Source organism: Rhizobium sp. KNZ14-9A, assembly GCF_056755015.1.
The window spans coordinates 1,676,658-1,700,944 of record NZ_JBPGXB010000002.1 but is presented as its reverse complement, the minus strand read 5'-3'; the positions used below and the strand labels follow the sequence as shown (position 1 = coordinate 1,700,944).

25 protein-coding genes are annotated in these 24,287 nt (G+C 60.1%); 13 read left to right on the top strand and 12 right to left on the bottom strand.

Annotation, left to right across the window (positions count from 1 at the left end; all coding sequences use genetic code 11):
- The first annotated feature begins 13 nt into the window (after positions 1-13).
- The 3 genes from ACR9ZQ_RS14940 to ACR9ZQ_RS14930 all read left to right on the top strand — a co-directional run bounded on the left by ACR9ZQ_RS14940 (position 14) and on the right by ACR9ZQ_RS14930 (position 3,212).
- Positions 14-805 (top strand): aminoglycoside phosphotransferase family protein, encoded by a 792-nt coding sequence (locus ACR9ZQ_RS14940; protein WP_310387641.1) that lies wholly within the window; start codon positions 14-16, stop codon positions 803-805.
- Between the two features lie 404 nt (positions 806-1,209).
- The gene (locus ACR9ZQ_RS14935) at positions 1,210-2,040 is read left to right on the top strand and encodes an alpha/beta fold hydrolase (protein ID WP_310388006.1); all 831 of its coding nucleotides are present in this window, start codon (positions 1,210-1,212) and stop codon (positions 2,038-2,040) included.
- Between the two features lie 230 nt (positions 2,041-2,270).
- The gene (locus ACR9ZQ_RS14930) at positions 2,271-3,212 is read left to right on the top strand and encodes an MBL fold metallo-hydrolase (RefSeq protein ID WP_310387643.1); all 942 of its coding nucleotides are present in this window, start codon (positions 2,271-2,273) and stop codon (positions 3,210-3,212) included.
- Here ACR9ZQ_RS14930 and ACR9ZQ_RS14925 read toward each other — a convergent pair.
- Positions 3,209-3,604, bottom strand: coding sequence for a GFA family protein (locus ACR9ZQ_RS14925; protein WP_310387644.1), 396 nt, complete (start codon positions 3,602-3,604; stop codon positions 3,209-3,211). The two genes, ACR9ZQ_RS14930 and ACR9ZQ_RS14925, sit on opposite strands and share 4 nt — an antisense overlap.
- 124 nt (positions 3,605-3,728) lie before the next feature.
- On the bottom strand, positions 3,729-4,103 hold the full coding sequence (locus tag ACR9ZQ_RS14920) for a nuclear transport factor 2 family protein (RefSeq protein WP_310387646.1): 375 nt from the start codon (positions 4,101-4,103) through the stop codon (positions 3,729-3,731).
- A 270-nt stretch (positions 4,104-4,373) separates the two neighbouring features.
- Here ACR9ZQ_RS14920 and ACR9ZQ_RS14915 point away from each other — a divergent pair, with 270 nt between their 5' ends.
- The gene (locus tag ACR9ZQ_RS14915; protein WP_310387648.1) at positions 4,374-5,123 is read left to right on the top strand and encodes an aminoacyl--tRNA ligase-related protein; all 750 of its coding nucleotides are present in this window, start codon (positions 4,374-4,376) and stop codon (positions 5,121-5,123) included.
- 92 nt (positions 5,124-5,215) lie between these two features.
- On the opposite strand, the gene ACR9ZQ_RS14910 is transcribed toward ACR9ZQ_RS14915, so the two are convergent.
- Positions 5,216-5,632 (bottom strand): NUDIX hydrolase, encoded by a 417-nt coding sequence (locus ACR9ZQ_RS14910; protein WP_310387650.1) that lies wholly within the window; start codon positions 5,630-5,632, stop codon positions 5,216-5,218.
- 128 nt (positions 5,633-5,760) lie between these two features.
- On the opposite strand from ACR9ZQ_RS14910, the gene ACR9ZQ_RS14905 reads away from it, so the two are divergent.
- Positions 5,761-6,243, top strand: coding sequence for an HIT family protein (locus ACR9ZQ_RS14905; protein ID WP_310387652.1), 483 nt, complete (start codon positions 5,761-5,763; stop codon positions 6,241-6,243).
- A complete protein-coding gene (locus ACR9ZQ_RS14900) occupies positions 6,240-6,998 on the top strand; it encodes an NUDIX hydrolase (RefSeq protein WP_310387654.1) in 759 nt (252 codons plus the stop codon). The genes ACR9ZQ_RS14905 and ACR9ZQ_RS14900 overlap by 4 nt, the downstream gene beginning before the upstream one ends.
- Before the next feature lie 49 nt (positions 6,999-7,047).
- On the opposite strand, the gene tyrS is transcribed toward ACR9ZQ_RS14900, so the two are convergent.
- Positions 7,048-8,322, bottom strand: coding sequence for a tyrosine--tRNA ligase (gene tyrS / locus ACR9ZQ_RS14895; protein WP_310387656.1), 1,275 nt, complete (start codon positions 8,320-8,322; stop codon positions 7,048-7,050).
- Between the two features lie 194 nt (positions 8,323-8,516).
- Positions 8,517-8,993: an NUDIX hydrolase gene (locus ACR9ZQ_RS14890; RefSeq protein ID WP_481428193.1), complete on the bottom strand. Its 477-nt coding sequence runs from the start codon at positions 8,991-8,993 to the stop codon at positions 8,517-8,519.
- A gap of 79 nt (positions 8,994-9,072) precedes the next feature.
- Here ACR9ZQ_RS14890 and ACR9ZQ_RS14885 point away from each other — a divergent pair, with 79 nt between their 5' ends.
- Positions 9,073-9,885, top strand: coding sequence for a hypothetical protein (locus ACR9ZQ_RS14885; protein ID WP_481428192.1), 813 nt, complete (start codon positions 9,073-9,075; stop codon positions 9,883-9,885).
- A 115-nt stretch (positions 9,886-10,000) separates the two neighbouring features.
- On the opposite strand, the gene ACR9ZQ_RS14880 is transcribed toward ACR9ZQ_RS14885, so the two are convergent.
- A complete protein-coding gene (locus ACR9ZQ_RS14880; RefSeq protein WP_481429324.1) occupies positions 10,001-11,374 on the bottom strand; it encodes a class II 3-deoxy-7-phosphoheptulonate synthase in 1,374 nt (457 codons plus the stop codon).
- A 255-nt stretch (positions 11,375-11,629) separates the two neighbouring features.
- On the opposite strand from ACR9ZQ_RS14880, the gene ACR9ZQ_RS14875 reads away from it, so the two are divergent.
- Positions 11,630-12,913 carry a TadE/TadG family type IV pilus assembly protein gene (locus ACR9ZQ_RS14875; RefSeq protein ID WP_310387663.1) on the top strand — a complete coding sequence of 428 codons (1,284 nt, stop codon included), beginning with the start codon at positions 11,630-11,632 and terminating at the stop codon, positions 12,911-12,913.
- Positions 12,914-12,975: 62 nt separating this feature from the next.
- Here the strand turns inward: ACR9ZQ_RS14875 and gor are convergent, their stop codons facing one another.
- The 3 genes from gor to rpiA all read right to left on the bottom strand — a co-directional run bounded on the left by gor (position 12,976) and on the right by rpiA (position 15,758).
- Entirely contained in the window at positions 12,976-14,361 is a 1,386-nt protein-coding gene (gene gor / locus ACR9ZQ_RS14870; RefSeq protein ID WP_310387665.1) for a glutathione-disulfide reductase, read from the bottom strand.
- Between the two features lie 108 nt (positions 14,362-14,469).
- Complete coding sequence (locus tag ACR9ZQ_RS14865; RefSeq protein WP_481428191.1) at positions 14,470-15,042, bottom strand: DUF2059 domain-containing protein; 573 nt, start codon at positions 15,040-15,042, stop codon at positions 14,470-14,472.
- 17 nt (positions 15,043-15,059) lie between these two features.
- A complete protein-coding gene (gene rpiA / locus ACR9ZQ_RS14860) occupies positions 15,060-15,758 on the bottom strand; it encodes a ribose-5-phosphate isomerase RpiA (protein WP_310387669.1) in 699 nt (232 codons plus the stop codon).
- On the opposite strand from rpiA, the gene ACR9ZQ_RS14855 reads away from it, so the two are divergent.
- Positions 15,708-15,956 (top strand): hypothetical protein, encoded by a 249-nt coding sequence (locus ACR9ZQ_RS14855; RefSeq protein WP_310388032.1) that lies wholly within the window; start codon positions 15,708-15,710, stop codon positions 15,954-15,956. The two genes, rpiA and ACR9ZQ_RS14855, sit on opposite strands and share 51 nt — an antisense overlap.
- On the top strand, positions 15,953-16,690 hold the full coding sequence (locus ACR9ZQ_RS14850; RefSeq protein WP_481428190.1) for an HAD family hydrolase: 738 nt from the start codon (positions 15,953-15,955) through the stop codon (positions 16,688-16,690). The genes ACR9ZQ_RS14855 and ACR9ZQ_RS14850 overlap by 4 nt, the downstream gene beginning before the upstream one ends.
- A gap of 129 nt (positions 16,691-16,819) precedes the next feature.
- Here ACR9ZQ_RS14850 and ACR9ZQ_RS14845 read toward each other — a convergent pair whose 3' ends face one another.
- Both ACR9ZQ_RS14845 and ACR9ZQ_RS14840 read right to left on the bottom strand, forming a co-directional pair.
- A complete protein-coding gene (locus tag ACR9ZQ_RS14845; protein WP_481428189.1) occupies positions 16,820-18,709 on the bottom strand; it encodes a L,D-transpeptidase family protein in 1,890 nt (629 codons plus the stop codon).
- Between the two features lie 90 nt (positions 18,710-18,799).
- Positions 18,800-19,078, bottom strand: coding sequence for a hypothetical protein (locus tag ACR9ZQ_RS14840; protein WP_481428188.1), 279 nt, complete (start codon positions 19,076-19,078; stop codon positions 18,800-18,802).
- A gap of 62 nt (positions 19,079-19,140) precedes the next feature.
- Here ACR9ZQ_RS14840 and fumC point away from each other — a divergent pair, with 62 nt between their 5' ends.
- Both fumC and ACR9ZQ_RS14830 read left to right on the top strand, forming a co-directional pair.
- The gene (fumC, locus tag ACR9ZQ_RS14835) at positions 19,141-20,532 is read left to right on the top strand and encodes a class II fumarate hydratase (protein ID WP_310387677.1); all 1,392 of its coding nucleotides are present in this window, start codon (positions 19,141-19,143) and stop codon (positions 20,530-20,532) included.
- Positions 20,533-20,957: 425 nt separating this feature from the next.
- Entirely contained in the window at positions 20,958-22,565 is a 1,608-nt protein-coding gene (locus ACR9ZQ_RS14830; RefSeq protein WP_481428187.1) for a fumarate hydratase, read from the top strand.
- Positions 22,566-22,580: 15 nt separating this feature from the next.
- Here the strand turns inward: ACR9ZQ_RS14830 and ACR9ZQ_RS14825 are convergent, their stop codons facing one another.
- Positions 22,581-22,859 carry a hypothetical protein gene (locus ACR9ZQ_RS14825; RefSeq protein ID WP_481428186.1) on the bottom strand — a complete coding sequence of 93 codons (279 nt, stop codon included), beginning with the start codon at positions 22,857-22,859 and terminating at the stop codon, positions 22,581-22,583.
- A 323-nt stretch (positions 22,860-23,182) separates the two neighbouring features.
- Here ACR9ZQ_RS14825 and ACR9ZQ_RS14820 point away from each other — a divergent pair, with 323 nt between their 5' ends.
- On the top strand, positions 23,183-24,253 hold the full coding sequence (locus ACR9ZQ_RS14820; protein WP_481428185.1) for a diguanylate cyclase domain-containing protein: 1,071 nt from the start codon (positions 23,183-23,185) through the stop codon (positions 24,251-24,253).
- Positions 24,254-24,287: the final 34 nt, after the last annotated feature.

Here is a 24,287-nt window from a genome sequence, read left to right as displayed (position 1 = left end):
TGGGGGAGCAAGGATGCCGACATCAGATGACGAAACGCCACTCGCAGGTGGTAATATCAATGCCGGCGTCGTCAGGGTCGCCGATACGGTACGCCGTTCAATGAGCCCGAATAGCGGGAACGTGCACAGGCTGCTGAAGCAACTGGAACGGTGGGGTTTGGCCTATGCGCCTCGTTTCCTAGGTATCGATGACAGCGGAAGAGAAATCCTCTCTTACATGGCAGGCACGGCGATGATCCCGGAGACGCTCTGGGAGAATACCGCTGCCCTCACCGAATCCGCCACAATGTTACGGAAGCTGCACGATGCGACCCGAAGCCTGGACTTCGTCCCCGACGGCAATTGGGCCTATACCTACCCTCTTGCCGAACGCAATGACGTGATTTGTCACAATGATTTTGCGCCCTACAACATGATCTTTCGGGATGGCCTCCCGGTCGCGATCATCGATTTCGACCTCGCAGGTCCGGGGCCGCATCTGCGAGACCTCGCTTACCTCGCCTATTGGTTCGCACCGCTTTCTTTTTCCTCCGAAGACCTAGCCGAACCCTCGGCCCGCGACCTTGCCAATGGCAGCAGCCGACTGAAGCTGCTCTGTTCAGCCTATGGCACCAGCGACTATGTCGGCCTGCTCGATATGGTCCTAGAGGTGCTGAACCACATGGGGGACGAGACGGCGGTTGCGAAGATGGTCGGTCGGGACGCGGCAACCAGGCTGCAAGAGCGCGGACACTTCAATCATTGGAAGAAGGAGGCCAGATCTTTCAACGAGAACCGGCCGGTCATCTGGCGCAATCTGCAATGATCGCTTCGGGCAATCCAGTTTGCTGATCTTCTGAAGGCGGTAATCCCGCTAGCGCCGGCAGCTTCGAGAATAAAAAGCTTGCGGATAACATACTGTCTTCATGAGGTAATACGTCTAATGGCGCATTGCCGTCATTTTTGCTTTGCATCAATTTACGACGGTTAACTCGTATCGCTGCCGGAAGTGAGTCAGCTTGTTCTCGTCGAAGAGGCGCGGAGAAGCCCGCAAGGAGGCAACCATGCCACACGGAGGCGATCATGAGTGAACGCAGCATTGCACTGACGGCGGATGCCACACGGCGGGACGTTCTTCTGGCAGGAGGCGCCGCCATTGCGGCCATCGCCCTGCCGAAAGCCGCGCTTGCCGCAACCAGTCCAACATCACCAGAAAATTGGAGCCAGACCATGCCTTTCATCAAGACCAAGGACGGAACTGAAATCTTCTACAAGGATTGGGGTTCGAAGGATGCCCAGCCGATCGTCTTCCATCACGGCTGGCCGCTCAGCGCCGACGACTGGGACGCGCAGATGATGTTCTTCCTCGAAAAGGGTTTCCGCGTCATCGCCCATGACCGCCGTGGCCACGGCCGCTCGACCCAGACCTTCGAAGGCAACGAGATGGATACCTATGCGGCCGACGTTGCCGCACTGACCGATCACCTCGATCTCAAGAATGCCGTCCATATCGGCCACTCGACCGGCGGCGGCGAAGTCGTCCACTATGTCGCCCGTGCCAAGGAAGGTCGTGTCGCCAAGGCCGTGATCATCGGCGCCGTGCCGCCCATCATGGTCAAGTCGGACAAGAACCCCGGCGGCCTGCCGCTCGAAGTCTTCGATGGTTTCCGCGCAGCCCTCGTCGCCAACCGCGCCCAGTTCTTCCTCGATATCCCGACCGGCCCCTTCTATGGCTTCAACCGTCCGGGCGCCAAAGTCAGCCAGGGCGTGATCGAAAACTGGTGGCGTCAGGGCATGATGGGCGGCGCCAAGGCGCACTACGATTGCATCAAGGCCTTCTCCGAAACCGACTTCACCGAAGATCTGCAGAAGATCACCGTGCCCGTTCTCGTCATGCACGGCGATGACGACCAGATCGTCCCCTATGCCGATTCGGCGCCGCTGTCGGCCAAGCTGCTGAAGAACGGCACGCTGAAGACTTATCCCGGCTTCCCGCACGGCATGTGCACCACGCATCCTGAAGTCATCAACCCGGACCTGCTGGCCTTCATCAAGGCTTAAGTTTTTCTCTCGAAGACATGCGAAGGCGCGCCCTTGCGGCGCGCCTTTTTAATCCTGATATGCGGTCGTCACCGTCGTCAGGGAATGGTTGTCCGGTATAGTGTCCTGGCATCGGCCGTAAAGAACTGAAAAGCAATGTAAATCATTGATAATGTTGAATTTTATAGGCGAAATCCTATCGCCGTGCTGCTATTGTCTCCTCATGGTGATATCTCAGAGGAGACGAGCAGATGAACAATCCGGACAATCTCGGCCTATCGGCCACGCGCCGTCAGCTTCTGGCCGGCGCCCTCTCGGGCGCGGCGGCCCTTGCCCTGACGCGCGGCACCTATGCGGCGCAGTTTCATCGCTTTACGCACGGCGCCTTCGATATCACTGTCATCAGCGACGGCTTCATCACTCTGCCCGCCGAAGTCCTGCTTCCCGATGCGACGCCGGAAGAGCGCCGACCGATCCTGGCGCGGCTCGGCGGAGATGCGGCCGGCGCGCCGGTTCAGGCCAATATCCCGCTCATCCGCCACGGCAGCGACCTGATCCTCATCGATAACGGCTCCGGCAGCCACTTCCAGGCTAGTGCCGGCAAACTCGCCGCCAACCTGAAGGCAGCAGGCATCGAGCCGGAAGCCATCACCAAGGTGATCTTCACTCACGCCCATCCCGATCATTCGGGTGCCACGACCGTGGCCGAAGGTAAGCTGCTCTATCCGAATGCCGACTATTTCGTCAGCGAGACCGAATGGAATTTCTGGACCGACAAGGACTATGAGACCCATATGCCATCAGCGCTGCACGATTTTGCCCGCGGCGCACAACGCGATCTCTTCGCGGTCAAAGACAGGCTCACCCTCGTCAAGCCGGGACAGGAAATCCTGCCCGGAATGCAGGTGATCGAAACATCAGGCCATACGCCGGGCCACATTTCCTTCGAGCTTGCCGGCGACGGCAATCTCCTCATCACGGGTGACGCCAGCACCAATGACGTGATCTTCTTCGAACATCCCGCCTGGCATTTCGGCTTCGACACCGATCCCGAAACCGCCCTGAAAAACCGCCGCATGCTGCTCGACCGCGCCGCCTCCGAAAAGATCAAGCTGCTCGGCTATCACTGGTCCTATCCCGGCGTCGGTTATGCCGAGCGCAAGGACAGCGCCTACCGCTTCGTGAAGGTTTAAGGTCGTACTGCATATTGCGGAACGCCATCGGGAATCTCATAGAAATCGGCCTTGTCGGCACAGAAGATATGATAGCCGAAGTGGAGCCCGCTTGGCTCGTCGAAAGCGCCGGCCAGGATGGACATGGCCGGCCCGCCGAGCCTCTGCCAGAACAGCGCCGAGCCGCACTGCAAGCAGAAGCCGCGCCTGGCCTCATCGCTCGACTGATACCAGCGCAGGTTTTCCTCGCCGGTAATAGTCAGCGCCGAAACCGGCACGTCGGCCGAAGCATAATAAAGCCCCGTCTGCCGCCGGCATTGCGAGCAATGGCAGCCGACCACGACATCGGGATTCTCCCGCGTTTCGAACCGCACCGCGCCGCACAGGCACCCGCCTGCATGATGTTCGCTCATTTCCGTTCTCCCCGAAGCAACTGGGAGAGTGACGTCGGTACAACCGCCAGTCAAATCCAAAGCGCTGATCAAAGGCTTCAGCAAAACTGATGCTTTGGAAGAGGCAGAGCATCATCTCGTCGGCTCAGCCCGCCGGCGTGCCTTGATGGAAGACGATCTTCCAGCCTTCGTCTGTCCGGCGCCAGATGGTCGAATGGCGCGTTACGCGCTGCGGCTCTTCGAGTATGTAGGACAGAAGGAACAGCCCATCCGCCAGCACCGTGATGGTAAAATCCCGGCAGGGCCAATCATGCGGTTCTGGCCCGTTCGCGTAGCGCGCAAGCGATGTTTCGATCGCATAACTGCGCTGATAAACTCTCCCGCTCGCACCGATTTCCCAGAAATTGCTATCGGTCATCCGCTCGAGATCGGCCCGCGACGTGCCGAATTCCCGCCTGTGGAAGATCGGCTCACGGGCAGCAAGTTCTCTAAGAATATGGTCCAGATCCAGATCGCTCATGCCGCCAGAATGCATAAATGGCCCGGGTGCCGCAATGCGAAAAGCCGGTTTGACAAGCCCCCGCCCCGCAAGTACGAAGCTTACCATGAGTTCCAACAGCGCGCCCCTCTCCCGTCTTGACCGCACCTGCCTGCAGGTTGCCGTTCTGCGCGCTTTTGGCGGACGAGGTCTCCGCGTCCAGTCGTGACGTCCGGATGCCCCAGGCGTCCGGCGAACTGCTGGACGTAAAGCCCCCATCATTCTGTTAGGGCTGCCAGGGAGACAGGCACCGTGCTCAATCTTTTCAATGTCAATTCGCTCGTCCACTGGGAGGAGCGTGAAATCAACATGCGCGACCATATGGTCCGCTTCTTCTCCGAGGAAGTGCGAACCTTCCTCCGGTCAGTTAACCCGGCCTGGGATGTCAGACGGGTCGAGGCGCCGGCGCTGACGCCGCGCGCCCTCATCTCGGATGCCTATAGCAATGCCGATATCTGGGTGCAGGAACAGCTTTCCGAAACCGATCCACCGCTCGTACTGCGGCCGGAAACGACGCCCTCTAGCTACGTCTACATGCAGCACATTCTCGGCAATCATTCCAGAACGCGTCTGCCTCTCTGCGTCTGGCAGGCAGGTCGATCCTACCGGCGCGAGCAGGAGCAGCCGACCAAGCACATGCGCCTGAAGGAATTCTGGCAGCTGGAATTCCAATGCGCCTACACCGCCGATAGCGGCAACGATTACCACGCCGCTTCGCTGGAGCCCGTGCGCCGCATGATTGCCTCGCTCATTCCACTGCCGACCCGCATCGTGCCCTCCGACCGCTTGCCTGCCTACTCGCAGACGACAGTCGATGTGGAAGTGGATAACGGCGACAAGTGGATGGAAGTCTGCTCGATCTCCCGCCGCACGGATTTTCCCGAACGCTACAGGACGCAGCCGAAAAAGGGTCCGGCCGTCGAGCACGACGTTCTCGTCCTCGAAATCGCCATCGGCCTTGATCGCTGTGTCTACAACTGGAACTTGGCAACGAGTTTGTAAGCGAATGCGGGCCGGGTCCATTAGGGCATCCGGCTCGCATTTTAAATATAGTTTTATTTATATGTGTTGCCGTGCCTGAACGACGGCCTCGGCTATCGACCCATGTTGCAAGCCAGAGACTGTGCGTGAAGCTCGCGGAAGATCGAACACCATTGCGGGTGCCCCATATCGTGAAGGACCTCGGCCTCACCAGGCGTGACCCATTGCATCGCCGTATGTTCATCACCAAGCAATACAGGCTCTTCGCCCTGCCATTCGCTCACCAGAAAGAGATGGTAGGCGGTAGCTTGTTCGAGGTGCTCGGCGACCTTTCGGAACCGCAACGGGGTCAGGCCGACCTCCTCTTTTGCCTCGCGCACCATTGCCGCCTCGGGGCTTTCGCCGGTTTCAACATGGCCGCCGACCAGATCCCAGCAATCCGGAAAGCGCTCTTTGTGCCTTGCTCGCCGGACCAGCAGAACCCGGCCTTCCCGCCAGAAGATGGCGCATGCAATATCAGTCAAAAACATTTCCCTTCGATGCGTCCCCAATCTGCCTCGACAACAGGCGAAAGTCACTTCCCCTTGCCTTGCCGAAGCTTGTCATCGTCGGCCACAGTGCGAATCCACGCAGGCCCCACGCGATGGAGAAACAGTCCTTGGAAATTCCCGAACAGTTTTATGTATCCGAAACATCAGGCTGGCTGGTGAACCATCGCATCAATTCCGCCCTGCCCGGCTATCTCATGGTCAGTTCGCGAAGCTTTACCAACGAACTCTCGGAACTCTCGCCCGAAGCCCTCGCCGAACTCGGCCCATTACTGGCAGGGGCGCAGACGGCCCTTGGCACGGTGCTCGGCGCAAAACGCGTCTACATCGGCCGCTATGGCCACGCGCCGGGTTACCCTATCCATTTCCACATCATCCCGATCTACGACTGGGTGGAAGATCTCTTCTGGCAGGATGAGCGTTACCGCCTGCTCCAGACCTTCGCCTATGGTCCCGGCGAAACCCCGACTGATGGCGCAGAGCTGACCTTCTTCGTCTGGCGGGAATTCTGCGAGCGGGCCGATCCGCCGCCGATAAAGGGACCATCCGTGACAGAGGCCATCGAATTGCTGAGAAAGATATTGCGCACATGACATTTGCCGACCAGGCATTCACGATACCAGTCGATCATATCCATTGCCGCCTTGCCGGAAGCTTCCACCTCTCCGATCCGGTCGAGGCGCTGCGGAAGGCTGGCTGGGATCGCTTCCTCGCCAGACACCCCGCCGCCTTCGACGGACAGCTTTTGCGCATGGCCGCGCAGCGCATCGAAGACAACAGGCTGACCATCACGGCGCAGAGCACATGCTTTTCCGCCTATGTGGCGACCCGCCATGCCGGCTTTGCCGAGGAGCACCCGCAGGCCGAGCGCGCCGACCCGCTCGGGCTTTCCGTCGTTCTTGTCACCGCAGACCAGCAGGTGATCGTCACCAGGCGAAGCCTCACTGCCGAGCAAAATCCCGGCGCTCTCTATCTGATCGGCGGCTACGCGGAGCCAGCGAAAGGTGAAGAGATCGATCTCTTCGACGAGGCGGCCCGTGAGCTTGCCGAGGAGGTTGCCGTTACCGATATCGCGCGCTCCTCAGCCTTCGCCATCGGTTTCGCCTACGATCCGGTCTACTGCCATCCGGAGCTTTTCCTGATGGCATCAAGCCGCTCTACCGCCGCCGAAATCCTCGACGGCGCCCGCCATGCGCCCGACCGTAACGAGGCAGCCGAACTCTTCGCATCACCGCTGAGTGACATCCTGAACAACGAGGATTTCATGCCCGGCTCCGCCAAAACGTGGAGCTTCCTCAAGGCCCAGGCTTTCCTGCAGCGCCATTTCCGCGCGCGCAATGCCCTGTAACATCGGGGAGCGGTCGCCTACGTGACATAGGCGCCCGCCCCCGATCGCATCACGGTTTCGGCCGCAACAGCACGTGCTTCTTCCGACCGACCGATAGGCGGATGACGCCACCCTCCATATCCGCATAACCGAGCCGCATGGTTTCATCGTCAACGCCGCGGCTGTTGACCCGAACCCCGCCACCAAGGATCAGTCGGCGCGCCTCGCTTTTCGACTTAACAAGCCCGGCGGTCACAAGCGCGTCCGGCAGTGGCAGGCCTTCACGAAGCCCTTCGCCGGTCACCATGACGGTAGGCAGCCCCGCGGCAGCTTCGCCGTCTTCGAACATGCGGCGAGACGTTTCGGAGGCCTCTGCCGCGGCATCTACGCCATGGCAGAGCTGTGTCACCTCATCCGCCAGCACCTTCTTCGCCACGTTGATTTCGGAGCCGCTCGGCATTTCCAGCCGGGCGATCTCGTCAAGCGGCAAGTCGGTGAAGAGCCGCATGAAGCGGCCGACATCAGCATCCTCGGTATTGCGCCAGAATTGCCAGAACTCATAAGGCGAAAGCCGGTCGGCATTCAGCCACACCGCGCCCGCAGCACTCTTGCCCATTTTCGCGCCCGAGGCCGTCGTCAGGAGCGGCGCCGTCAGTCCGAACAGCGTTCGTCCGCCGGCGCGCCGGCCGAATTCCACGCCGCTGAGGATATTGCCCCATTGGTCCGAACCGCCGAGCTGCAGCAGGCAGGCATGCGTTTCGGCAAGCACATGAAAGTCATAGCCCTGCATGACCATGTAGTTGAATTCGAGCAGCGAGAGCGACTGCTCCCGCTCCAGCCGCTGGCGCACGCTTTCGGATGTCAGCATGCGGTTGACGGAAAAATGCGGGCCGACATCGCGCAGGAAATCCAGGTATTTCAGATTGCCCAGCCAATCGGCATTGTTGACCATGAGCGCATCGGTCGGCCCGTCGCCGAAGGTGAGGAACCGTTCGAAGATGCGTCGGATGCCGGCGAGATTGCCGGCGATCTGCTCTTCGCTGAGCAAGGGGCGCGACGTATCGCGAAAGCTCGGATCGCCGAGCCGGGTCGTCGCCCCGCCCATCAGTGCGATCGGCCTGTTACCGGTCTTCTGAAACCAGCGCAGCATCATGATGGGGATGAGATGGCCGACATGCAGGCTGTCGGCCGTCAGATCGAAGCCGTTATAGGCTGTACCGCTCCCGGCACCGAGCCAGCTATCGAGCGCCTCGAGGTCGGTGCATTGCTGGATGAATCCGCGCTCCGAGAGAACACGCAGGAACTCCGACCGGGGTCTGGTGGATGGTTGGAAATTGAGGGTCACAAGGGTCTCCATGGGGGCCAATCAGGCCGGAGACCTTCTGCTGAAACACACGCCGCCGACCGTGCGGCGTTTCGGGTGTCGTAGATGACCGTCGCCGCTCTATGGGAGCAGCGCGTAATACAGGCCGGAAAGGGTCGGTACACGGGTCATGCAGCCTGCATACAGGGCCTGTGACCCGACCACAAGAGGGCTGATCAACGACGCACGGCACTAGGCAAGGCCGGCTGCGCGGCGGCGGCCTCCATCAGATCGAGGATTCCGTCGGGAAAAATGATCTCGGTACTGCCGACCAGTTCCGCGGCCGACCACCAGTGATGATCGGCCATGACTTCCCGCTCCAAATCCGTCCAACCGCTGTCGGAGATCGCGCCGCGTTCGGCGCGCACGGCAAAGAACTGCTCCTCGGCCCACACCGTCTCGCCATCGGGTAGCCGCAGATCGAAGGACCGGCTGCCGATCGATGTTCCCACCTGCTCCGCATGAAGGCCCGTCTCTTCCCGCAGTTCGCGTAGAGCCGCCTCCTCAAACGTTTCCCCGTCCTCGAGCCCGCCGCCCGGTGTCGCCCAATATTGGCTGCCCGCAAGGGCGCCAGAGCTGAAGACGAACTTGAACAGCAGGACGCAGTCGAACTGGTCGAGCAGAAGCAGCCGCGCAGACGGACGTGTTCGCATCAAACTTACCCTCTTGTGTCATCACTCATCAGAATGGCAATGGAAGATAATCGCAACTCACGTTGCAAAAAAACATCAGATGCTTCGTTTCGCCTTCCGCTTCGCAATCGTCGTCTTTTTGACCCTGCTCACCCAGATCGGCGGTATCGCTTATCTTGCGGGCCTTGTGGTTGCACGCCTCTGTGGCGTGGGCAGATTTGTGCCGAGGCTTGCAATCTTTCTACTCGTCTATACCAGCCTGATATTCGCCACCAGCATCGTTGCGCCGATCTTCGGGCGTGTTCCCCTGTCGTGTCTGGCAAATGCTTCGGAAAAGCTCGTCATCCGCTCACCGATCTACTGCGCCCTCGGTCGCAACTATGTGACGCCACGCCTGCGCGATCTGGCCCATGCCCTGGCCGATCATATGGAAAAGGAATTTCCCGGCACCACGACCATCGCGCTGGATGCCAACTTCCCGTTCCTGACGGGCTTTCCCCTGCTGCCGCACCTGTCGCATACCGATGGCAGGAAGCTCGACTTCGCCTATTACTACAAAGATGCCAGCGGCAACGTCCTCGATGGCATCACTCGCTCGCCGATCGGCTATTTCGCCTTCGAGCAGCCCGCCGATGGCGAGGAGCAGCCATGCAAAGGATGGAATGACTGGCTGACCGGGCGATGGGATCTGGATGTGCTGCAGCCGTTGTTTCCGGACTATCGGCTTGAGGAGCAGCGGATGGTTGCCGCGATCAATTCGCTGACCACTGAGGGCGTGAGCCGGTTCGGAGTGGAGAAGGTATTTCTTGAACCGCATATGAAGAATGCGCTCGGTATTGTCGACGATCATGTGCGTTTTCAGGGATGCCGGGCGGCGCGCCACGACGACCATCTTGATGTTCAGGTGCGGTGATGCCCTCTCCTCCCTCATCCGTGAGCACTGATATGAGGGAGTATGAGGTGTGCCGATCCACAAACAAAAAAGCCCGGCGCAAGGCCGGGCTTTCAAACTCTATCGGCTACTCGCCTTAAGCGTTGGCAGCCATCCGCTTCTCATCCCGGCCGCCCTTCATGCGCTCGGCCAGCAGGAATGCCAGCTCCAGTGCCTGGTCGGCGTTGAGGCGCGGGTCGCAATGGGTGTGGTAGCGGTCCTGCAGGTCCTCGGCCGTCACGGCGCGGGCGCCGCCGGTGCATTCGGTCACGTCCTTGCCGGTCATCTCGATGTGGATGCCGCCCGGATGCGTGCCTTCGGCGCGGTGGATCTGGAAGAAGCTTTCGACTTCCGAGAGGATCCGCTCGAAGGGGCGCGTCTTGTAGCTGTTGAGCGTGATCGTGTTGCCGTGCATCGGGTCGCAGGACCAGACGACCTTCTTGCCCTCACGTTCGACGGCACGAATGAGCTTCGGCAGGCTGTCGGCCACCTTGTCGTGGCCGAAGCGGCAGATCAGCGTCAGGCGTCCGGCTTCGTTGGCAGGGTTCAGCGCATCGATCAGTTCGATCAGGTTGTCAGGCTGCAGCGACGGGCCGCACTTGAGACCGATTGGGTTCTTGATGCCGCGGAAATATTCCACATGCGCATGGTCGAGCTGGCGTGTGCGGTCGCCGATCCAGATCATATGGCCTGACGTCGCGTACCAGTCGCCGGAGGTGGAGTTGACGCGGGTCAGCGCTTCTTCATAGCCAAGCAGCAGCGCTTCGTGGCTGGTGAAGAAATCCGTCTCGCGCAGGCTCGGATTATTGTCCGGGGTGATGCCGATCGCCTTCATGAAATCCATGGTTTCGCTGATGCGGTCGGCAAGCTTGCGGTAGCGCTCGCCCTGCGGGCTATCCTTGACGAAGCCGAGCATCCACTTGTGCACGTTGTCGAGATTGGCATAGCCGCCCATCGCGAAGGCGCGCAGCAGGTTCAGCGTCGCGGCCGACTGGCGGTAGGCGTCGAGCTGGCGCTCCGGGCTCGGGATACGAGCTTCCGGCGTGAATTCGATGCCGTTGACGATATCGCCGCGATAGCTCGGCAGCGAGACACCATCCTGCGTTTCCATCGGCGCCGAACGCGGCTTGGCGAACTGGCCGGCGATACGGCCGACCTTGACCACCGGCAGCTGGGCGCCAAAAGTCAGTACGACGGCCATCTGCAGGAAGGCGCGGAAGAAGTCGCGGATATTGTCGGCGCCATGCTCCAGGAAACTCTCGGCGCAATCTCCGCCCTGCAGCAGGAAGGCATTGCCTTCGGCCACATTGGCAAGCGCGCTCTTCAGGCGGCGGGCTTCCCCGGCAAAAACGAGCGGCGGATAGGTGGAAAGCACGGCTTCCGTCGCGGCCAGCGCAGCCGCGTCAGGATATTCCGGAACCTGCTGGATTGGCTTGCTCCGCCAGCTGCTCGGGGTCCAATTCTGTGCCATGTCACTCATCTGCTTCCCCATCCAGTTTGCCCCGGATGCCTGCCCGTTAAAGAATGCGGCGGCTTATAAACCTTTCGGCTCCCCTTGCCTAGCGCATTCGGCGCCCCGGGAGAGTTTCGATCGGCGGCTCGCAGCGTCACTCTGGCTGCGCCAATATGACGGTGAAACTGGCGTTAAGGCTATATATACCATGCTATTTTCCGGCTAATTTAGATTTCGAATGTACAGAATACCCTAATAAAATAGGGGTTCAGCATGGGTATCCTTTCGTCCGGTTTCCTTTCGGACCGGTCCGGCAATTTCGGCATCATGACGGCACTGCTGATGGTGCCGCTGGTCGGCTCTGCCGGTCTGGCGCTGGACTATGCCCATGCGCTTAGCCTGCGCACCCAGCTCTATGCCGCCGCTGATGCCGCAGCCGTCGGCGCCGTTTCCGAAAAATCGGATGCGGTGGCAGCCGCCATGACCATGAAGGGCAACGGCACCATCTCCGTTGCCAAGACGGATGCCCGCAGCATCTTCTTTTCACAGATGTCCGGTGAACTGACCTCGGTGCCTGTAGAGCTCAGCATCGATGTCACCAAGACGGCAAACAAGATCAATTCGTTCGTCTCCTTCAGCGCCTCCGTGCCCACCACCTTCATGCATGTCCTCGGCCAGGACTCGATCACCATATCGGGCACGGCGACGGCGGAATATCAGACCGCCTCCTTCATGGATTTCTACATCCTGCTCGATAATACGCCTTCCATGGGCGTCGCCGCGACCCCGACCGATGTTTCCAAGCTGGAGGCCAAGACCGGCTGCGCCTTTGCCTGCCACCAGATGGACAAGAGCGTCAACAATTATACGATTGCCAAGGACCTCGGCGTCGCCATGCGCATCGACGTAGTGCGCAAGGCAACCCAGGCGCTGACCGATACGGCCAAGACCGAGCGCGTCAGCGCCGACCAGTTCCGCATGGGCGTCTACACGTTCGGCACCAAGGCCGAGGATGCCAAGCTGACGACGATATCGAGCCTCACCTCGGACCTGACGGCGGTAAAGAACTATACCAACGCCGTCGATCTGATGACCATTCCCAAGCAGAACTACAATCAGGACCAGCTCACCAGCTTCGACAGCGCCATGACGCAGATGAACACGATCATCGACCCGGCCGGCGACGGAACGTCGAACGTCAACCCGGAAAAGATCCTGTTCTTCGTGTCGGATGGCGTCGGCGACAGCTACAAGCCCTCGACATGCACCAAGAAGACGACCGGCGGCCGCTGCCAGGAACCGATCGATACGTCTTTCTGCAAGCCGCTGAAGGATCGCGGCGTCAAGATCGCCGTGCTCTACACCACCTACCTGCCGCTGCCGAGCAACAACTGGTACAATGACTGGATCAGGCCTTTCCAGAGCGAGATCCCCTCGCGCATGGCCGCCTGCGCCTCACCCGGCCTTTATTTCGAGGTGTCGCCGACCGAAGGCATTGCCGATGCAATGAAGGCGCTGTTCCTGAAGGTCATCCGCGCGCCGCGGCTAACCAGCTAACCACTCTCGCCTGCCGCTCGTGCGGCAGGCATCATTTCATGAGAACAGATCAGACACCCAGATTAAACGCGCTGTCCGTCACGGATGCGGTAGCTCGGCGCATACATGGTCACCAGCTCTTCGGCGGCCGTCGGATGCAGCGCCATGGTGCGATCGAAATCGTCCTTGGTGCAGCCGGCCTTCAGCGTGATGCCGAGAAGCTGCGCCATCTCGCCGGCGTCATGACCGAGGATATGGGCGCCGATGACCTTGCGGCTTGCGGCATCGACGATCAGCTTCATGATCATCTTTTCGGCCCGGCCGGAGAGTGTGGCCTTCAGCGGCCGGAACTGGGCGCGGTAGACCTCCAGCTCCTTGTAGCGCTTGCCCGCCTCTTCCTCGGAAAGGCCGACCGTGCCGATCTCCGGCTGCGAGAAGACGGCGGTCGGGATCAGGTCGTAATCCGGCTTAGTCGGGTTGTTCTTGTATTCCGTCTCGATAAAGCACATGGCCTCATGGATCGCCACCGGAGTCAACTGTACCCGGTCAGTGACATCGCCGAGCGCATAGATGTTCTCGACATTGGTACGCGAATAATCGTCGACGATGATGGCGCCGCGCTCGTTCAGCGCAACACCCGCCTTTTCGAGTCCGAGCCCTTTGGTATTCGGATCGCGGCCGAGCGCCAGCATGACGACACCGGCATTGAGCGTGCCGTTCTTCAGCGTCTCGATGACGAGGCCGTCTTCGCCCTTCGTCACCTTCTGCATCACGTCCTGGCAGAGGATGCGGATGCCCTTGGCAACCATCGCCTCATGCAGTCCGCGGCGCAGGTCCTCATCGAAGCGCGAGAGGATCTCGGTGCCGCGATAGATCAGCGTCGTCTCGACGCCGAGCCCGTGGAAGATATTCGCAAATTCGACAGCGATGTAGCCGCCGCCGGCAATCAGAATCGATTTCGGCAGCTCTTCCAGATGGAAAGCCTCGTTGGAGGAAACGCAGAGCTCGTGGCCGGGCAGCGCCTCATGCGGGTTCGGCCTGCCGCCGGTTGCAATCACGATGGTCTTGGCGGTGACCGTTTCGCCGGTCTTCAGAAGCCTGATCGTGTGCGCATCGACGAGTTCGGCGCGCGTCTCCAGGATCTCGGCATTGGCGCCGGCAAGTCCCTTCTTGTAGAGCCCTTCCAGTCGCGCGATCTCGCCATCCTTGGCGGCAATCAGCTTCTTCCAGTCGAACGAGCTTTCGCCGACCGTCCAGCCGAAGCCGGCAGCATCCTCGAAATGCTCGTGGAACTGCGAGGCGTAAACGAAGAGCTTCTTCGGCACGCAGCCGCGGATCACGCAGGTGCCGCCATAGCGGTATTCCTCGGCGATCGCCACCTTCTTGCCGAGCGAGGCCGTGACGCGCGCGCTGCGCACGCCACCAGAACCGCCGCCGATGACGAAGAGGTCGTAGTCGAAGGAAGGCATGATGATCTCCGGAGGGAATTGCTGGATGGGTGGTTCACATATAGGAGGGAGGATTAGAAAAACAAAAGCCCGGACGATGCCGGGCTTTTGCGAAAGGTGAAGGCGGCCTTACGGCTTGGCCGGTGCCGGTGCTGCGGCCGGAGCCGGCGTCGCCGGGCTGTCGGTCGCCGGCGGCGGAGCCTTGATGACCTTGGAGAGCTGGACATTGCTCTGCTTTTCGAGGTCGCGGGAAATGCCCTGCGCCCAGATGTCGGCAGCCTTGGCGGTTTCGCGCGAGGCAACCGGGCCGTCGCGCAGCAGCTTCTTGCCGACGTCGGAATTGTAGAAGTCGGCGATCGCCTTCAGCTCTTCGACCGAGAAGGCCTTTGCATAGGTCAGAGCCGCTTCCTTTTCGAGGTCGGCACGGCGCGGTGCCAGAGCCAGCGCCTGCGCATCGACGGTCGCGGAGATGACATCCTGATAGTTCGGCAAATCCTGGATGAGGCCGGCCTTCAGACGCTCGGCCAGACCCGGCAGGATGTTGTCATACTGGGTGGTTGCGCCGATGGCGTCCATGGCTGCGCGGGCAGCCTTCAGCTGCTCTTCGGACACTTCCTGCGCTCTTGCGGCAGAGCCGAAGGCAAGCCCGGAAAGAACGATGGTCGCAGCGGCAAGACGGCCAAGACCTGCAATGTTCATCATGAGTTTCTATGCTCCTGTTATCTGTTTGCCTGCAGCGTGCGGGCGCCTGCAGGACCGGCAATGATCGCAAGCGCCGCCATGTTGATGAAAAGCCCGTGCTCCACGACACCGGGTATGGAATTCAGTTCCCTCGAAAGCGCCTCTGCATCAGGAATGCGGCCAAAAGATGCATCGATGATGTGATGTCCGCCATCAGTGGTAAACTCTCCGTCACCGGACTGACGCAACGTCAGTTCGCCGGAGAGACCAAGGCGCGAGGCGGTCCTTTCGATCGCGATGCGCGTCGAAACGAGACCGAATGGATTGACTTCGATCGGCAGCGCGAAGGCGCCGAGCGTCTGCACCAGCTTGCTTTCGTCGGCAATGACGATCATCCGAGTCGAGGCTGCAGCGACGATCTTTTCGCGCAACAGCGCACCGCCGCCACCCTTGATGAGCCGCAAGCCCGCATCGACTTCGTCGGCGCCGTCGATGGTGAGATCGAGCTGTGGCAGCTCATCCAGCGATTTCAGGGGAACGCCGAGTTCGACGCAGAGCCGCGCGGTGCGCTCGGACGTCGGAACGCCCTCCACCTTGAAACCGGCTGCAACCCTTTCGGCGAGCAGACGGACGAATTCTTCCGCCGTGCTTCCCGTCCCGATTCCGAGGCGCATGCCGTACTCAACATGGACAAGCGCGGCCTCAGCGGCCTTGATCTTCATTTCGCGGGCATCCATGCGCCGCCAGCTCCTGATATTGCGTTGGATGTGCTGTTTACACGGCTCGTATTGCAAACGAAAGCCAAAATCATCGTCCTGCGATTGAAAGCCACGCGTTTCGGCTGCGACTTTTCTATCAGCCGTCCTGGCGTTGCTTTTCGCCTGTTCATCGCCTACTCCCGGATGATCCTACCCCGCAAAGAGGCATCACTTTGACCCCCGCTCCCGAAAATGCCCGCCAAGCTCTTCCCCAGAATAGGGCCCTTGTTGTCTTCGATCTCGACGGTACGCTGCTCGACACCCATGTCGATCTGGTCGAAAGCCTGAACTACACGATCGCAGCGCTCAATCTTAAGCCCGTCACCTATGACGACCTGACGCACCTGGTCGGCCAGGGCGCCCGTGTGATGATCGAGCGCGCCTGCAAGCTGCAGGGCCACCCGATCTCGCAGGAAGAGCTGCCGGCACTGGTGGAGCGTTTCGTGGCCCATTATAGCGCAAACATGCCGGGCCATACCGAGCCCTACCCCGGTCTCGTCGCCGCGATGGATAGCCTGAAGGCATCGGGCTATGCGCTCGCCGTCTGCACCAACAAGATGGAAGGGCTCGCGACCGTACTCCTGGAGAAGCTCGGGCTGACGCATTATTTCGACGCGATCACCGGCGGTGATACGTTCGAATACCGCAAGCCCGACGCGCGGCATCTGACCGGCACGATTGAACGCGCCGGCGGCGATGTTGCCCGCGCCGTGATGATCGGTGACAGTGTCAATGATATTGCGGTGGCGAAGAATGCCGGTGTGCCGGCGATCGCCGTACCCTTCGGCTATTCGGATGTGCCGGTGTCAACTCTCGATCCTGACATGATCATCACGCATTTCGATGAACTGACGCCGGAACTGGTGGAGAGTCTGCTGAACGGTTCTGCGGCGAAGATTGCTATTATCTGAGGGTTGGTGATCGGGTTGATGCATCTGCAGTTGCGACCCCCTCTCCTCATATTTCCCGTAGGCAAACACCCAAAAACAAAACGGGCGGCCCAAAGACCGCCCGTTCAAATTACCATCAAACGCTTGGCGTCAGATCTGCGCCTCACGCGACTTCGTCGTCACATCGAACGCCTTGTCGACATAGGCATCGCGGCCATAGACGTCGTCGAAATACTCGATCACGCCATCCTTGTTCGGCCATGCCGTGAAATAGGACACATAGACCGGGATCTTCTGCGGCACCTTCACCGCATGGTTCTGGCCTGTCGCAATTTGCTTCGCCACATCATCCACCGTCGTGCCGAGGACGGCGGCCGCCATGGCGCGCGGGTCTGCCAGGCGCACACAGCCGTGGCTCAGCGCACGCATGTCACGCTTGAAGAAGCTCTTCGAGGGCGTGTCATGCATGTAGATGGCATGGCTGTTCGGGAACAGGATCTTCAGTTCACCCAGCGCATTGTCGCTGCTCGGCGGCTGGCGGACCGAAATGTTCTGCGTCGAACCATACCAGTCGACGCTGGAAGACGGAACGGCACGGCCGCCGACTTCGACCTCGTAGCCCATCTGGTCCAGATAGTTCGGGTCGGAGCGCAGCTTCGGCAGCATCTCGTTGATGATGATCGACTGCGGCACACCCCAGAACGGGTTGAACTCGACCGTCTCGATCTCGTCGTCGAAGAAATAGGTCTGGTTGTTCTTGCCGCCAACGACGGTGCGCATAGCAAGCTGCTGCTTGGAGTCGTTATAGTAATAAGCCATGAAGGCCGGCTGGTTGATCATCACGTAGCGCGGGCCAAGATCATCAGGCAACCAGCGCGCCTGCTCCATGGCAACGACGAGCTTGTCGATTTTGGAGCCGTTGCTGTCGCCGCCGGTCATGGTGCGCACGGTCGCCTGGCCGATGACGCCATCGGGCTTCAGGCCATGTTCCTTCTGGAAGTCCTCGACCAGTGACACGATCTCGGGCGAATAGTCGCTGCTGCCAGTATAGGCCGAAAAGGTGGCCGCATGTGCTGTCCTCAGCTCTTCCGAACCATTTTTCTGGATCGCCTTGACGATGTTGGCGACTTCCGGCGAGCTGTCGCCCGGGCGCAGCAGGGAAGTGAGCGAAATGGTAATCGGCGCTTCATTGCCGCCGTCGGCGGCGCGCAGCTTGGCGAGCTCGGCCTTCAGCGCCAGGAACTGCGTGCTGTCGGGGTTGCGGCTGTTGAGATAGGCAGCGACGTCAGGGCTCATGCGGGAGAGCTTCAGCACCGGATCGAGCTTGACGACCTTGCGCTGAAAATCATGATAACCGGAGAGCTTGTTGGGGTCGACGCGGCCGCGCGTGGTGTCCTGCACATAGGCGAGAACCTTGGAGGAAAGCGCCAGTTCGAACTGCGTCAGCGCCCGGTCGCGGACATCGGGATCCGGATTGGCCGGATCGATGGTCGGTTCGGACACGGCATAATCGGCCGGATCGAGGCCGACGCTTGCAGCATCGGCGAGCACGCTAAGGGCCGCCTTGCCGTGATCATTAATGCCATCGCTGGAAACCCAGACCAGCGGGTTCTTGCCGTCACCGTAATAGGCCTGCAGGGCTTTGGCGATATCGGCATTGGCGCGAACCTTGGCTTCCGTCAGGAAGTGGCGCTGTGGAGCACCGTCGGTCGTGGCCGAGCCGGAGACGTCGGCGACTGCGCCGGTGACGACAGGATCGGCAAACTTCGTCGTATCGACGAGCTGCAGCGTTTCAGCCTTGTAGGTGTAGTAGCGCGGGCTGGAAACCTTCGGCATCGCGGCTTCCGGATCGATATCGCCGCCAAGGCCGTTACGATTGCCGCGAACCGGAGCCGAAGGATCCATGATGATCGTGCTCTGGCCGCTTCTTGCCCGGTCGCCGCGCAGCATGTCCATCAGCGTATAGGCATGCGCAGGAACCGCGCCCATCACACAGGAAAGTGCCAATGCGGAAACCGCGCTTTTCAAAACGAATTTCATCTTGTTTTCCAGTCCCAGTACCATGCTGTTGTCGAGCAAAAAGGCTCTGATCAATTCTTCCAGAAATTCCCGGCAGCTGCGGCCCATTCATCAGAAATCGGACTGCGCCGCCAGCGCTTTCAGGCTCAACTTTGTGTGACGGGGTCGAACGCAAGCGCCGTGCAGCAGTTCACACAAAATTATGAAATTATTAGTTAATTTTTTACCGAATTTTCCACCAGGAGAAAGGGCGCTTTCTGCCACTCTTTGCATTAATTTCCCGGCGTGGCCGAAAAAACACGGCCTTACAGCGCCTGAATGGCGATGCAAAACTTGAGATCCGTCTTCAATATTTCGCATAACCTCCGGTTTTCTTGGAAAGCTTTCCACCCTATAAGTTCCTCATCTTCAAAGACTGCTCTTAACAGCATGTGACAGGAAGGCACGAAGCCATGAGTTCCACCCGCACCGAAACCGATACATTTGGCCCGATCGAAGTCGCCAGCGACCGTTACTGGGGCGCGCAGGCGCAGCGTTCTCTCGGCAATTTCAAGATCGGTTGGGAAAAGCAGCCGCTCTCGATCGTGCGTGCGCTCGGCATCGTCAAGCAGGCGGCGGCGCGTGCCAACATGGCGCTCGGCCAGCTCGATTCCAACATCGGCAAGTCCATCGTGGATGCCGCCCAGGAAGTGATCGACGGCAAGCTGAACGACCATTTCCCGCTGGTCGTCTGGCAGACCGGTTCCGGCACACAGTCCAACATGAACGCCAATGAGGTGATCTCCAATCGTGCCATAGAAATGCTCGGCGGTGTCATGGGTTCCAAGAAGCCGGTGCACCCGAACGATCACGTTAATATGAGCCAGTCGTCGAACGATACCTACCCAACGGCCATGCACATCGCCTGCGCCGAACAGGTCGCCCATCACCTACTGCCTTCGCTGAAGCACCTGCATGCCGCCCTCGACATGAAGGTCACCGAGTTCAGCCACATCATCAAGATCGGCCGTACGCACACGCAGGATGCGACGCCGCTGACGCTCGGCCAGGAGTTTTCCGGCTACGCCGCGCAGGTGGGCTCCGCCATCAAGCGTATCGAAATGACCCTGCCCGGCCTCTGCGAACTCGCCCAGGGCGGCACCGCCGTCGGCACCGGCCTGAATGCGCCGGTCGGGTTCGCTGAGAAGGTTGCCGAAGAGATCGCCGAAATCACCCACATGCCTTTCGTGACCGCGCCGAACAAGTTCGAGGCGCTCGCCTCGCATGATTCGATGGTCTTCGCCCATGGCGCGATCAATGCGGCGGCGGCCGCTCTCTTCAAGATCGCCAACGACATCCGCCTTCTCGGCTCCGGCCCGCGCGCCGGCCTCGGCGAACTGGCGCTGCCTGAAAACGAGCCCGGCTCCTCGATCATGCCCGGCAAGGTGAATCCCACCCAGTGCGAGGCGCTCACACAAGTCTGCATCCATGTCTTCGGCAACCACGCGGCCCTCACCTTTGCCGACAGCCAGGGCCATTTCGAGCTCAACGTCTACAATCCGATGATGGCCTATAACTTCCTGCAGTCGGTGCAGCTTCTCGGCGATGCAGCCGTCTCCTTCACCGACAATTGCGTCGTCGGCATCGAGGCCCGCGAAGACAATATCAAGGCCGGCCTCGAACGTTCGCTGATGCTGGTGACCGCCCTTGCGCCGAAGATCGGCTACGATGCGGCCGCCAAGATCGCCAAGACGGCACACAAGAATGGTACGACGCTGAAGGAAGAGGCGCTGGCGAGTGGGCTGGTGACATCGGAAGAGTATGACGCGATCGTGCGGCCGGAGACGATGATCAGCCCGAAGTGATTGGGTTGGTTTGAAGCATGAAATGGCCGGCTTAGCCGGCCTTTTCTATTTGGGGAACGCGGCAAAGACACTTGCCTTATCTGCTGCCGTAGAGGCTCGGCGTCTCACCTCTCCTCCCTCATCCCTGTGCTTGTCACAGGGATCCAGCCGGCTTGCGTCTGCAAGCCGAAAAGACTCTTAAACAACAGAACCGGCACAATCCGGGTCTCAACGATGCGCTATATTTCGGCATAACTTGAGGTGCCGTAGGGCTAGGAGTCCCGCGCCGCGTGGACACGCGGCTGCTGGATCCCTGTGACAAGCACAGGGATGAGGGGGGAGGAGACGCGTCATTTTTGCCGCTAATCCCCCGCCCTCGCCAATTGATTTTGCCATCCACCAGTTTTAGACCGGTTCCAAACTATCCCACCAGAAAGGTCACTTCGATGGCTGACGATCTCTTCCCCCTCGGCGCCGACACCACCCCTTACCGCAAGATCAGCAGCGACTATGTCTCGGTCGACAGCTTCAAGGGTCAGGAGATTCTGACGGTCGACCCTGAGGGCATCCGCCTGCTCGCCGAAACCGCCTTCGCCGACATCAACCATCTGCTGCGCCCCGGCCATCTGAAGCAGCTCGCCTCGATCCTCGACGATCCGGAAGCGACCGACAATGACCGTTTCGTGGCCTATGAGCTCGTGAAGAATGCCAATATCGCCGCCGGCGGCGTGCTGCCCATGTGCCAGGATACGGGCACGGCGATCATCATGGGCAAGAAGGGTCGCCGTGTGTGGACCGAAGGCGGCGATACGGCGGCGCTCTCGAAGGGCGTGCTCGACGCTTATGAAAAGAAGAACCTGCGCTATTCGCAGCTCGCCCCCATCAAGATGTTCGAGGAGAAGAACACCAAGAACAATCTGCCGGCGCAGATCGATATCTATGAGGAAGGCACCGATAGCTACGACTTCCTCTTCGTCGCCAAGGGCGGCGGCTCGGCCAACAAGACCTTTCTCTTCCAGGGCACGCCCTCGCTCCTGTCGCATGACCGCATGCTGGACTTCCTCAAGGAGAAGATCCTCACGTTAGGTACGGCAGCCTGTCCCCCCTACCATCTGGCGATCGTCATCGGCGGCACCTCGGCCGAGATGAACCTGAAGACCGTCAAGCTCGCCTCCACCCGCTACCTCGACGAACTGCCGACCGAAGGCTCCGAAAACGGCCATGCCTTCCGCGACATCGAGATGGAAAAGGAGATCCACAAGCTGACGCAGAGCCTCGGTGTCGGCGCCCAGTTCGGCGGCAAGTATTTCTGTCATGACGTGCGCGTCATCCGCCTGCCCCGCCACGGCGCCTCGCTGCCGATCGGCCTCGGCGTTTCCTGTTCCGCCGATCGCCAGGCCAAGGGCAAGATCACCCGCGACGGCATCTTCATCGAGCAGCTGGAAACCGATCCGTCCAAGTACATGCCCGATATCGACGAGGCGAAGCTCTCCGAATCCGTCGTGCGTGTCGATCTGAACCAGCCGATGGCCGATATTCTCGCCGAACTTTCCAAGCATCCGGTCAAGACGCGCCTGTCGCTATCGGGCACGATCATCGTCGCCCGCGATCTCGCCCATGCAAAGATCCGCGAACGGCTCGAAAAGGGCGAAGGCATGCCGGACTATATGAAGAATCACCCGGTCTATTATGCCGGCCCGGCCAAGACGCCCGCCGGTTACGCGTCCGGCTCCTTCGGCCCGACCACCGCCGGCCGCATGGATTCCTATGTCGACCAGTTCCAGTCCTTCGGCGGCTCGATGGTGATGCTCGCCAAGGGCAACCGTTCGCGCGCCGTGCGCGAAGCCTGCAAGAAGCATCAGGGCTTCTATCTCGGTTCCATCGGCGGCCCGGCCGCCCGCCTGGCGCAGGACTGCATCCGCAAGGTCGATGTGCTGGAATATCCCGAACTCGGCATGGAATCCGTCTGGAAGATAGAGGTGGAAGACTTCCCGGCCTTCATCGTCATCGACGACAAGGGCAACGACTTCTTCCAGGAGCTGAACCTCGGCTGAGACTAAGGCTGCTAGCTATCGCACAGAGGCCGTCTCGGCCGGATCGATATGGGCCGCCGTCATGGGCTGGATTACGGGTCTTTCCATGGCGGCGATATCGGATACGCTGAGAATATCCTCCGCCTTTACGCTGGCGAGGATATCCGTGCTGAAGATGCCGTTGAAGAAGCCAGTCTGCTGTAAAAGAAAAGCGCAGCCGGCAATGATGGCGAGCGCAAGTATGGAGGGTGACGTGTGGCGAGGCGATTCCATGATCTTCATGCCTTCGACAGGGGACCGCGATCCGATCCCCATAAATCCGGTCTCTTGAGACAGAATCTGTCGCCTCGCCCTGCCCGCCAGTAGACCAGACCAAAGATACCGACCGTCAACAAAACGAAAACAGTCCCTGAAAAGAGAAAACGATTGAACTTTTTTGGAGCACCTCGCGTATAAGAGGTGTCTCCGTTACAGTCGAACTTACAAATATTTGAGAAAAATCATAGGGCTGATCGTAGTATTGATGCCCATCAAACTTATCGTATGTAATCTTTGGTATATGTCGCTTTAATCATTTCCCAAGAAATCTAAGATAACAAATAGAAGATTGCTTAAGAATTGGATGAGGAGTTGCCGGAATGAATACGGCCGTTGCGCCCAAGGTGCAGGTTCCCGATGTGGCGGGTCAGATCACCTATGCCATGCGCTCCATGGGCGTTGCACCAATTCCCCGCAACTACGAACTCTTCTACGAGGCCTATATTGGCTCCAACCCGGCGCTCACCCGTGACCTTGCTGCGCTCGGTAGCCAGGCGACGCAGGCCGAGCTCGACGCTCTCGGCACCCAGCATTGCTCCCACACTGCACCAGCCAAGATCTTCGATGATGCCCACAGCCGCATTGCCGGCGAGCTGGAAGGCCTGCTGCGCGTGCTGCGCCAGGAGCAGACCTCGCTCGAAAGCTATAACCGGCTGCTGAACGAAACCTGCAAGCGCATCAGCTCCAAGAGCACGATGAGCGCCGATCTCATCGAAAACGCCATTGACCTGCTCACCCAGGCAACCGGCGATACGATCACCCACGGCGAAAAGACCGTCGAAGACATGGTCCAGCGCTCGCAGGAGATGGATCAGGTCCGCAAGGAACTCGACGAATACAAGCGCATCGCCAATACCAACTCGCTGACGCGCCTGTCCAACCGCCGCGCCTTCGACGACCGGCTGGCCGCCGTCTTCAATAATCCGGCGTTGCGCCCGGTGACCGCCTTGCTCTTGGCCGACATCGACAATTTCAAGAAGATCAACGATACCTACGGCCATCCGGTCGGCGACAAGGTTCTGGCGACGGTGGCCTCCGTCATCCGCACCAATGTCCGGCGCGATGTTTTCGTCGCCCGCACCGGCGGCGAGGAATTCGCGCTCATCATCGACGGCAACACGCTGGACGAAGTGACGGCGGTCGCCGAGCGCATTCGCCGGACGCTGGAATCCACCCCCTTCAAGAATTCCCGTACCCGCGTCAATTATGGCCCGGTCACTGTCTCCATCGGCATCTGCATGGCCTCGCACGCCGACGATGCCGGCGAACTCTACTCCAAGAGCGATATCGCGCTTTACAGCGCCAAAAACGCCGGCCGCAACTGCACCGTCGTCTATGAGGACGGAATGCAGAAAGAATTCACCAAGAGCTGGCTGATCTACAAGTCCTGATCCCCTGGGTCTGGACTTTAGTCCTGATCCCCTG

What these genes read in the sequence shown, in the direction of transcription:
- ACR9ZQ_RS14940 (WP_310387641.1), top strand. Translation starts at nt 14, where the DNA reads ATGCCGACATCAGATGACGAAACGCCACTCGCAGGTGGTAATATCAAT.
- ACR9ZQ_RS14935 (WP_310388006.1), top strand. Translation starts at nt 1,210, where the DNA reads ATGCCTTTCATCAAGACCAAGGACGGAACTGAAATCTTCTACAAGGAT.
- ACR9ZQ_RS14930 (WP_310387643.1), top strand. Translation starts at nt 2,271, where the DNA reads ATGAACAATCCGGACAATCTCGGCCTATCGGCCACGCGCCGTCAGCTT.
- ACR9ZQ_RS14925 (WP_310387644.1), bottom strand. Translation starts at nt 3,604, where the DNA reads ATGAGCGAACATCATGCAGGCGGGTGCCTGTGCGGCGCGGTGCGGTTC.
- ACR9ZQ_RS14920 (WP_310387646.1), bottom strand. Translation starts at nt 4,103, where the DNA reads ATGAGCGATCTGGATCTGGACCATATTCTTAGAGAACTTGCTGCCCGT.
- ACR9ZQ_RS14910 (WP_310387650.1), bottom strand. Translation starts at nt 5,632, where the DNA reads ATGTTTTTGACTGATATTGCATGCGCCATCTTCTGGCGGGAAGGCCGG.
- ACR9ZQ_RS14900 (WP_310387654.1), top strand. Translation starts at nt 6,240, where the DNA reads ATGACATTTGCCGACCAGGCATTCACGATACCAGTCGATCATATCCAT.
- ACR9ZQ_RS14890 (WP_481428193.1), bottom strand. Translation starts at nt 8,993, where the DNA reads ATGCGAACACGTCCGTCTGCGCGGCTGCTTCTGCTCGACCAGTTCGAC.
- ACR9ZQ_RS14885 (WP_481428192.1), top strand. Translation starts at nt 9,073, where the DNA reads ATGCTTCGTTTCGCCTTCCGCTTCGCAATCGTCGTCTTTTTGACCCTG.
- ACR9ZQ_RS14880 (WP_481429324.1), bottom strand. Translation starts at nt 11,374, where the DNA reads ATGGCACAGAATTGGACCCCGAGCAGCTGGCGGAGCAAGCCAATCCAG.
- ACR9ZQ_RS14875 (WP_310387663.1), top strand. Translation starts at nt 11,630, where the DNA reads ATGGGTATCCTTTCGTCCGGTTTCCTTTCGGACCGGTCCGGCAATTTC.
- gor (WP_310387665.1), bottom strand. Translation starts at nt 14,361, where the DNA reads ATGCCTTCCTTCGACTACGACCTCTTCGTCATCGGCGGCGGTTCTGGT.
- ACR9ZQ_RS14865 (WP_481428191.1), bottom strand. Translation starts at nt 15,042, where the DNA reads ATGATGAACATTGCAGGTCTTGGCCGTCTTGCCGCTGCGACCATCGTT.
- ACR9ZQ_RS14855 (WP_310388032.1), top strand. Translation starts at nt 15,708, where the DNA reads ATGGACAAGCGCGGCCTCAGCGGCCTTGATCTTCATTTCGCGGGCATC.
- rpiA (WP_310387669.1), bottom strand. Translation starts at nt 15,758, where the DNA reads ATGGATGCCCGCGAAATGAAGATCAAGGCCGCTGAGGCCGCGCTTGTC.
- ACR9ZQ_RS14845 (WP_481428189.1), bottom strand. Translation starts at nt 18,709, where the DNA reads ATGAAATTCGTTTTGAAAAGCGCGGTTTCCGCATTGGCACTTTCCTGT.
- fumC (WP_310387677.1), top strand. Translation starts at nt 19,141, where the DNA reads ATGAGTTCCACCCGCACCGAAACCGATACATTTGGCCCGATCGAAGTC.
- ACR9ZQ_RS14830 (WP_481428187.1), top strand. Translation starts at nt 20,958, where the DNA reads ATGGCTGACGATCTCTTCCCCCTCGGCGCCGACACCACCCCTTACCGC.
- ACR9ZQ_RS14825 (WP_481428186.1), bottom strand. Translation starts at nt 22,859, where the DNA reads ATGGGGATCGGATCGCGGTCCCCTGTCGAAGGCATGAAGATCATGGAA.
- ACR9ZQ_RS14820 (WP_481428185.1), top strand. Translation starts at nt 23,183, where the DNA reads ATGAATACGGCCGTTGCGCCCAAGGTGCAGGTTCCCGATGTGGCGGGT.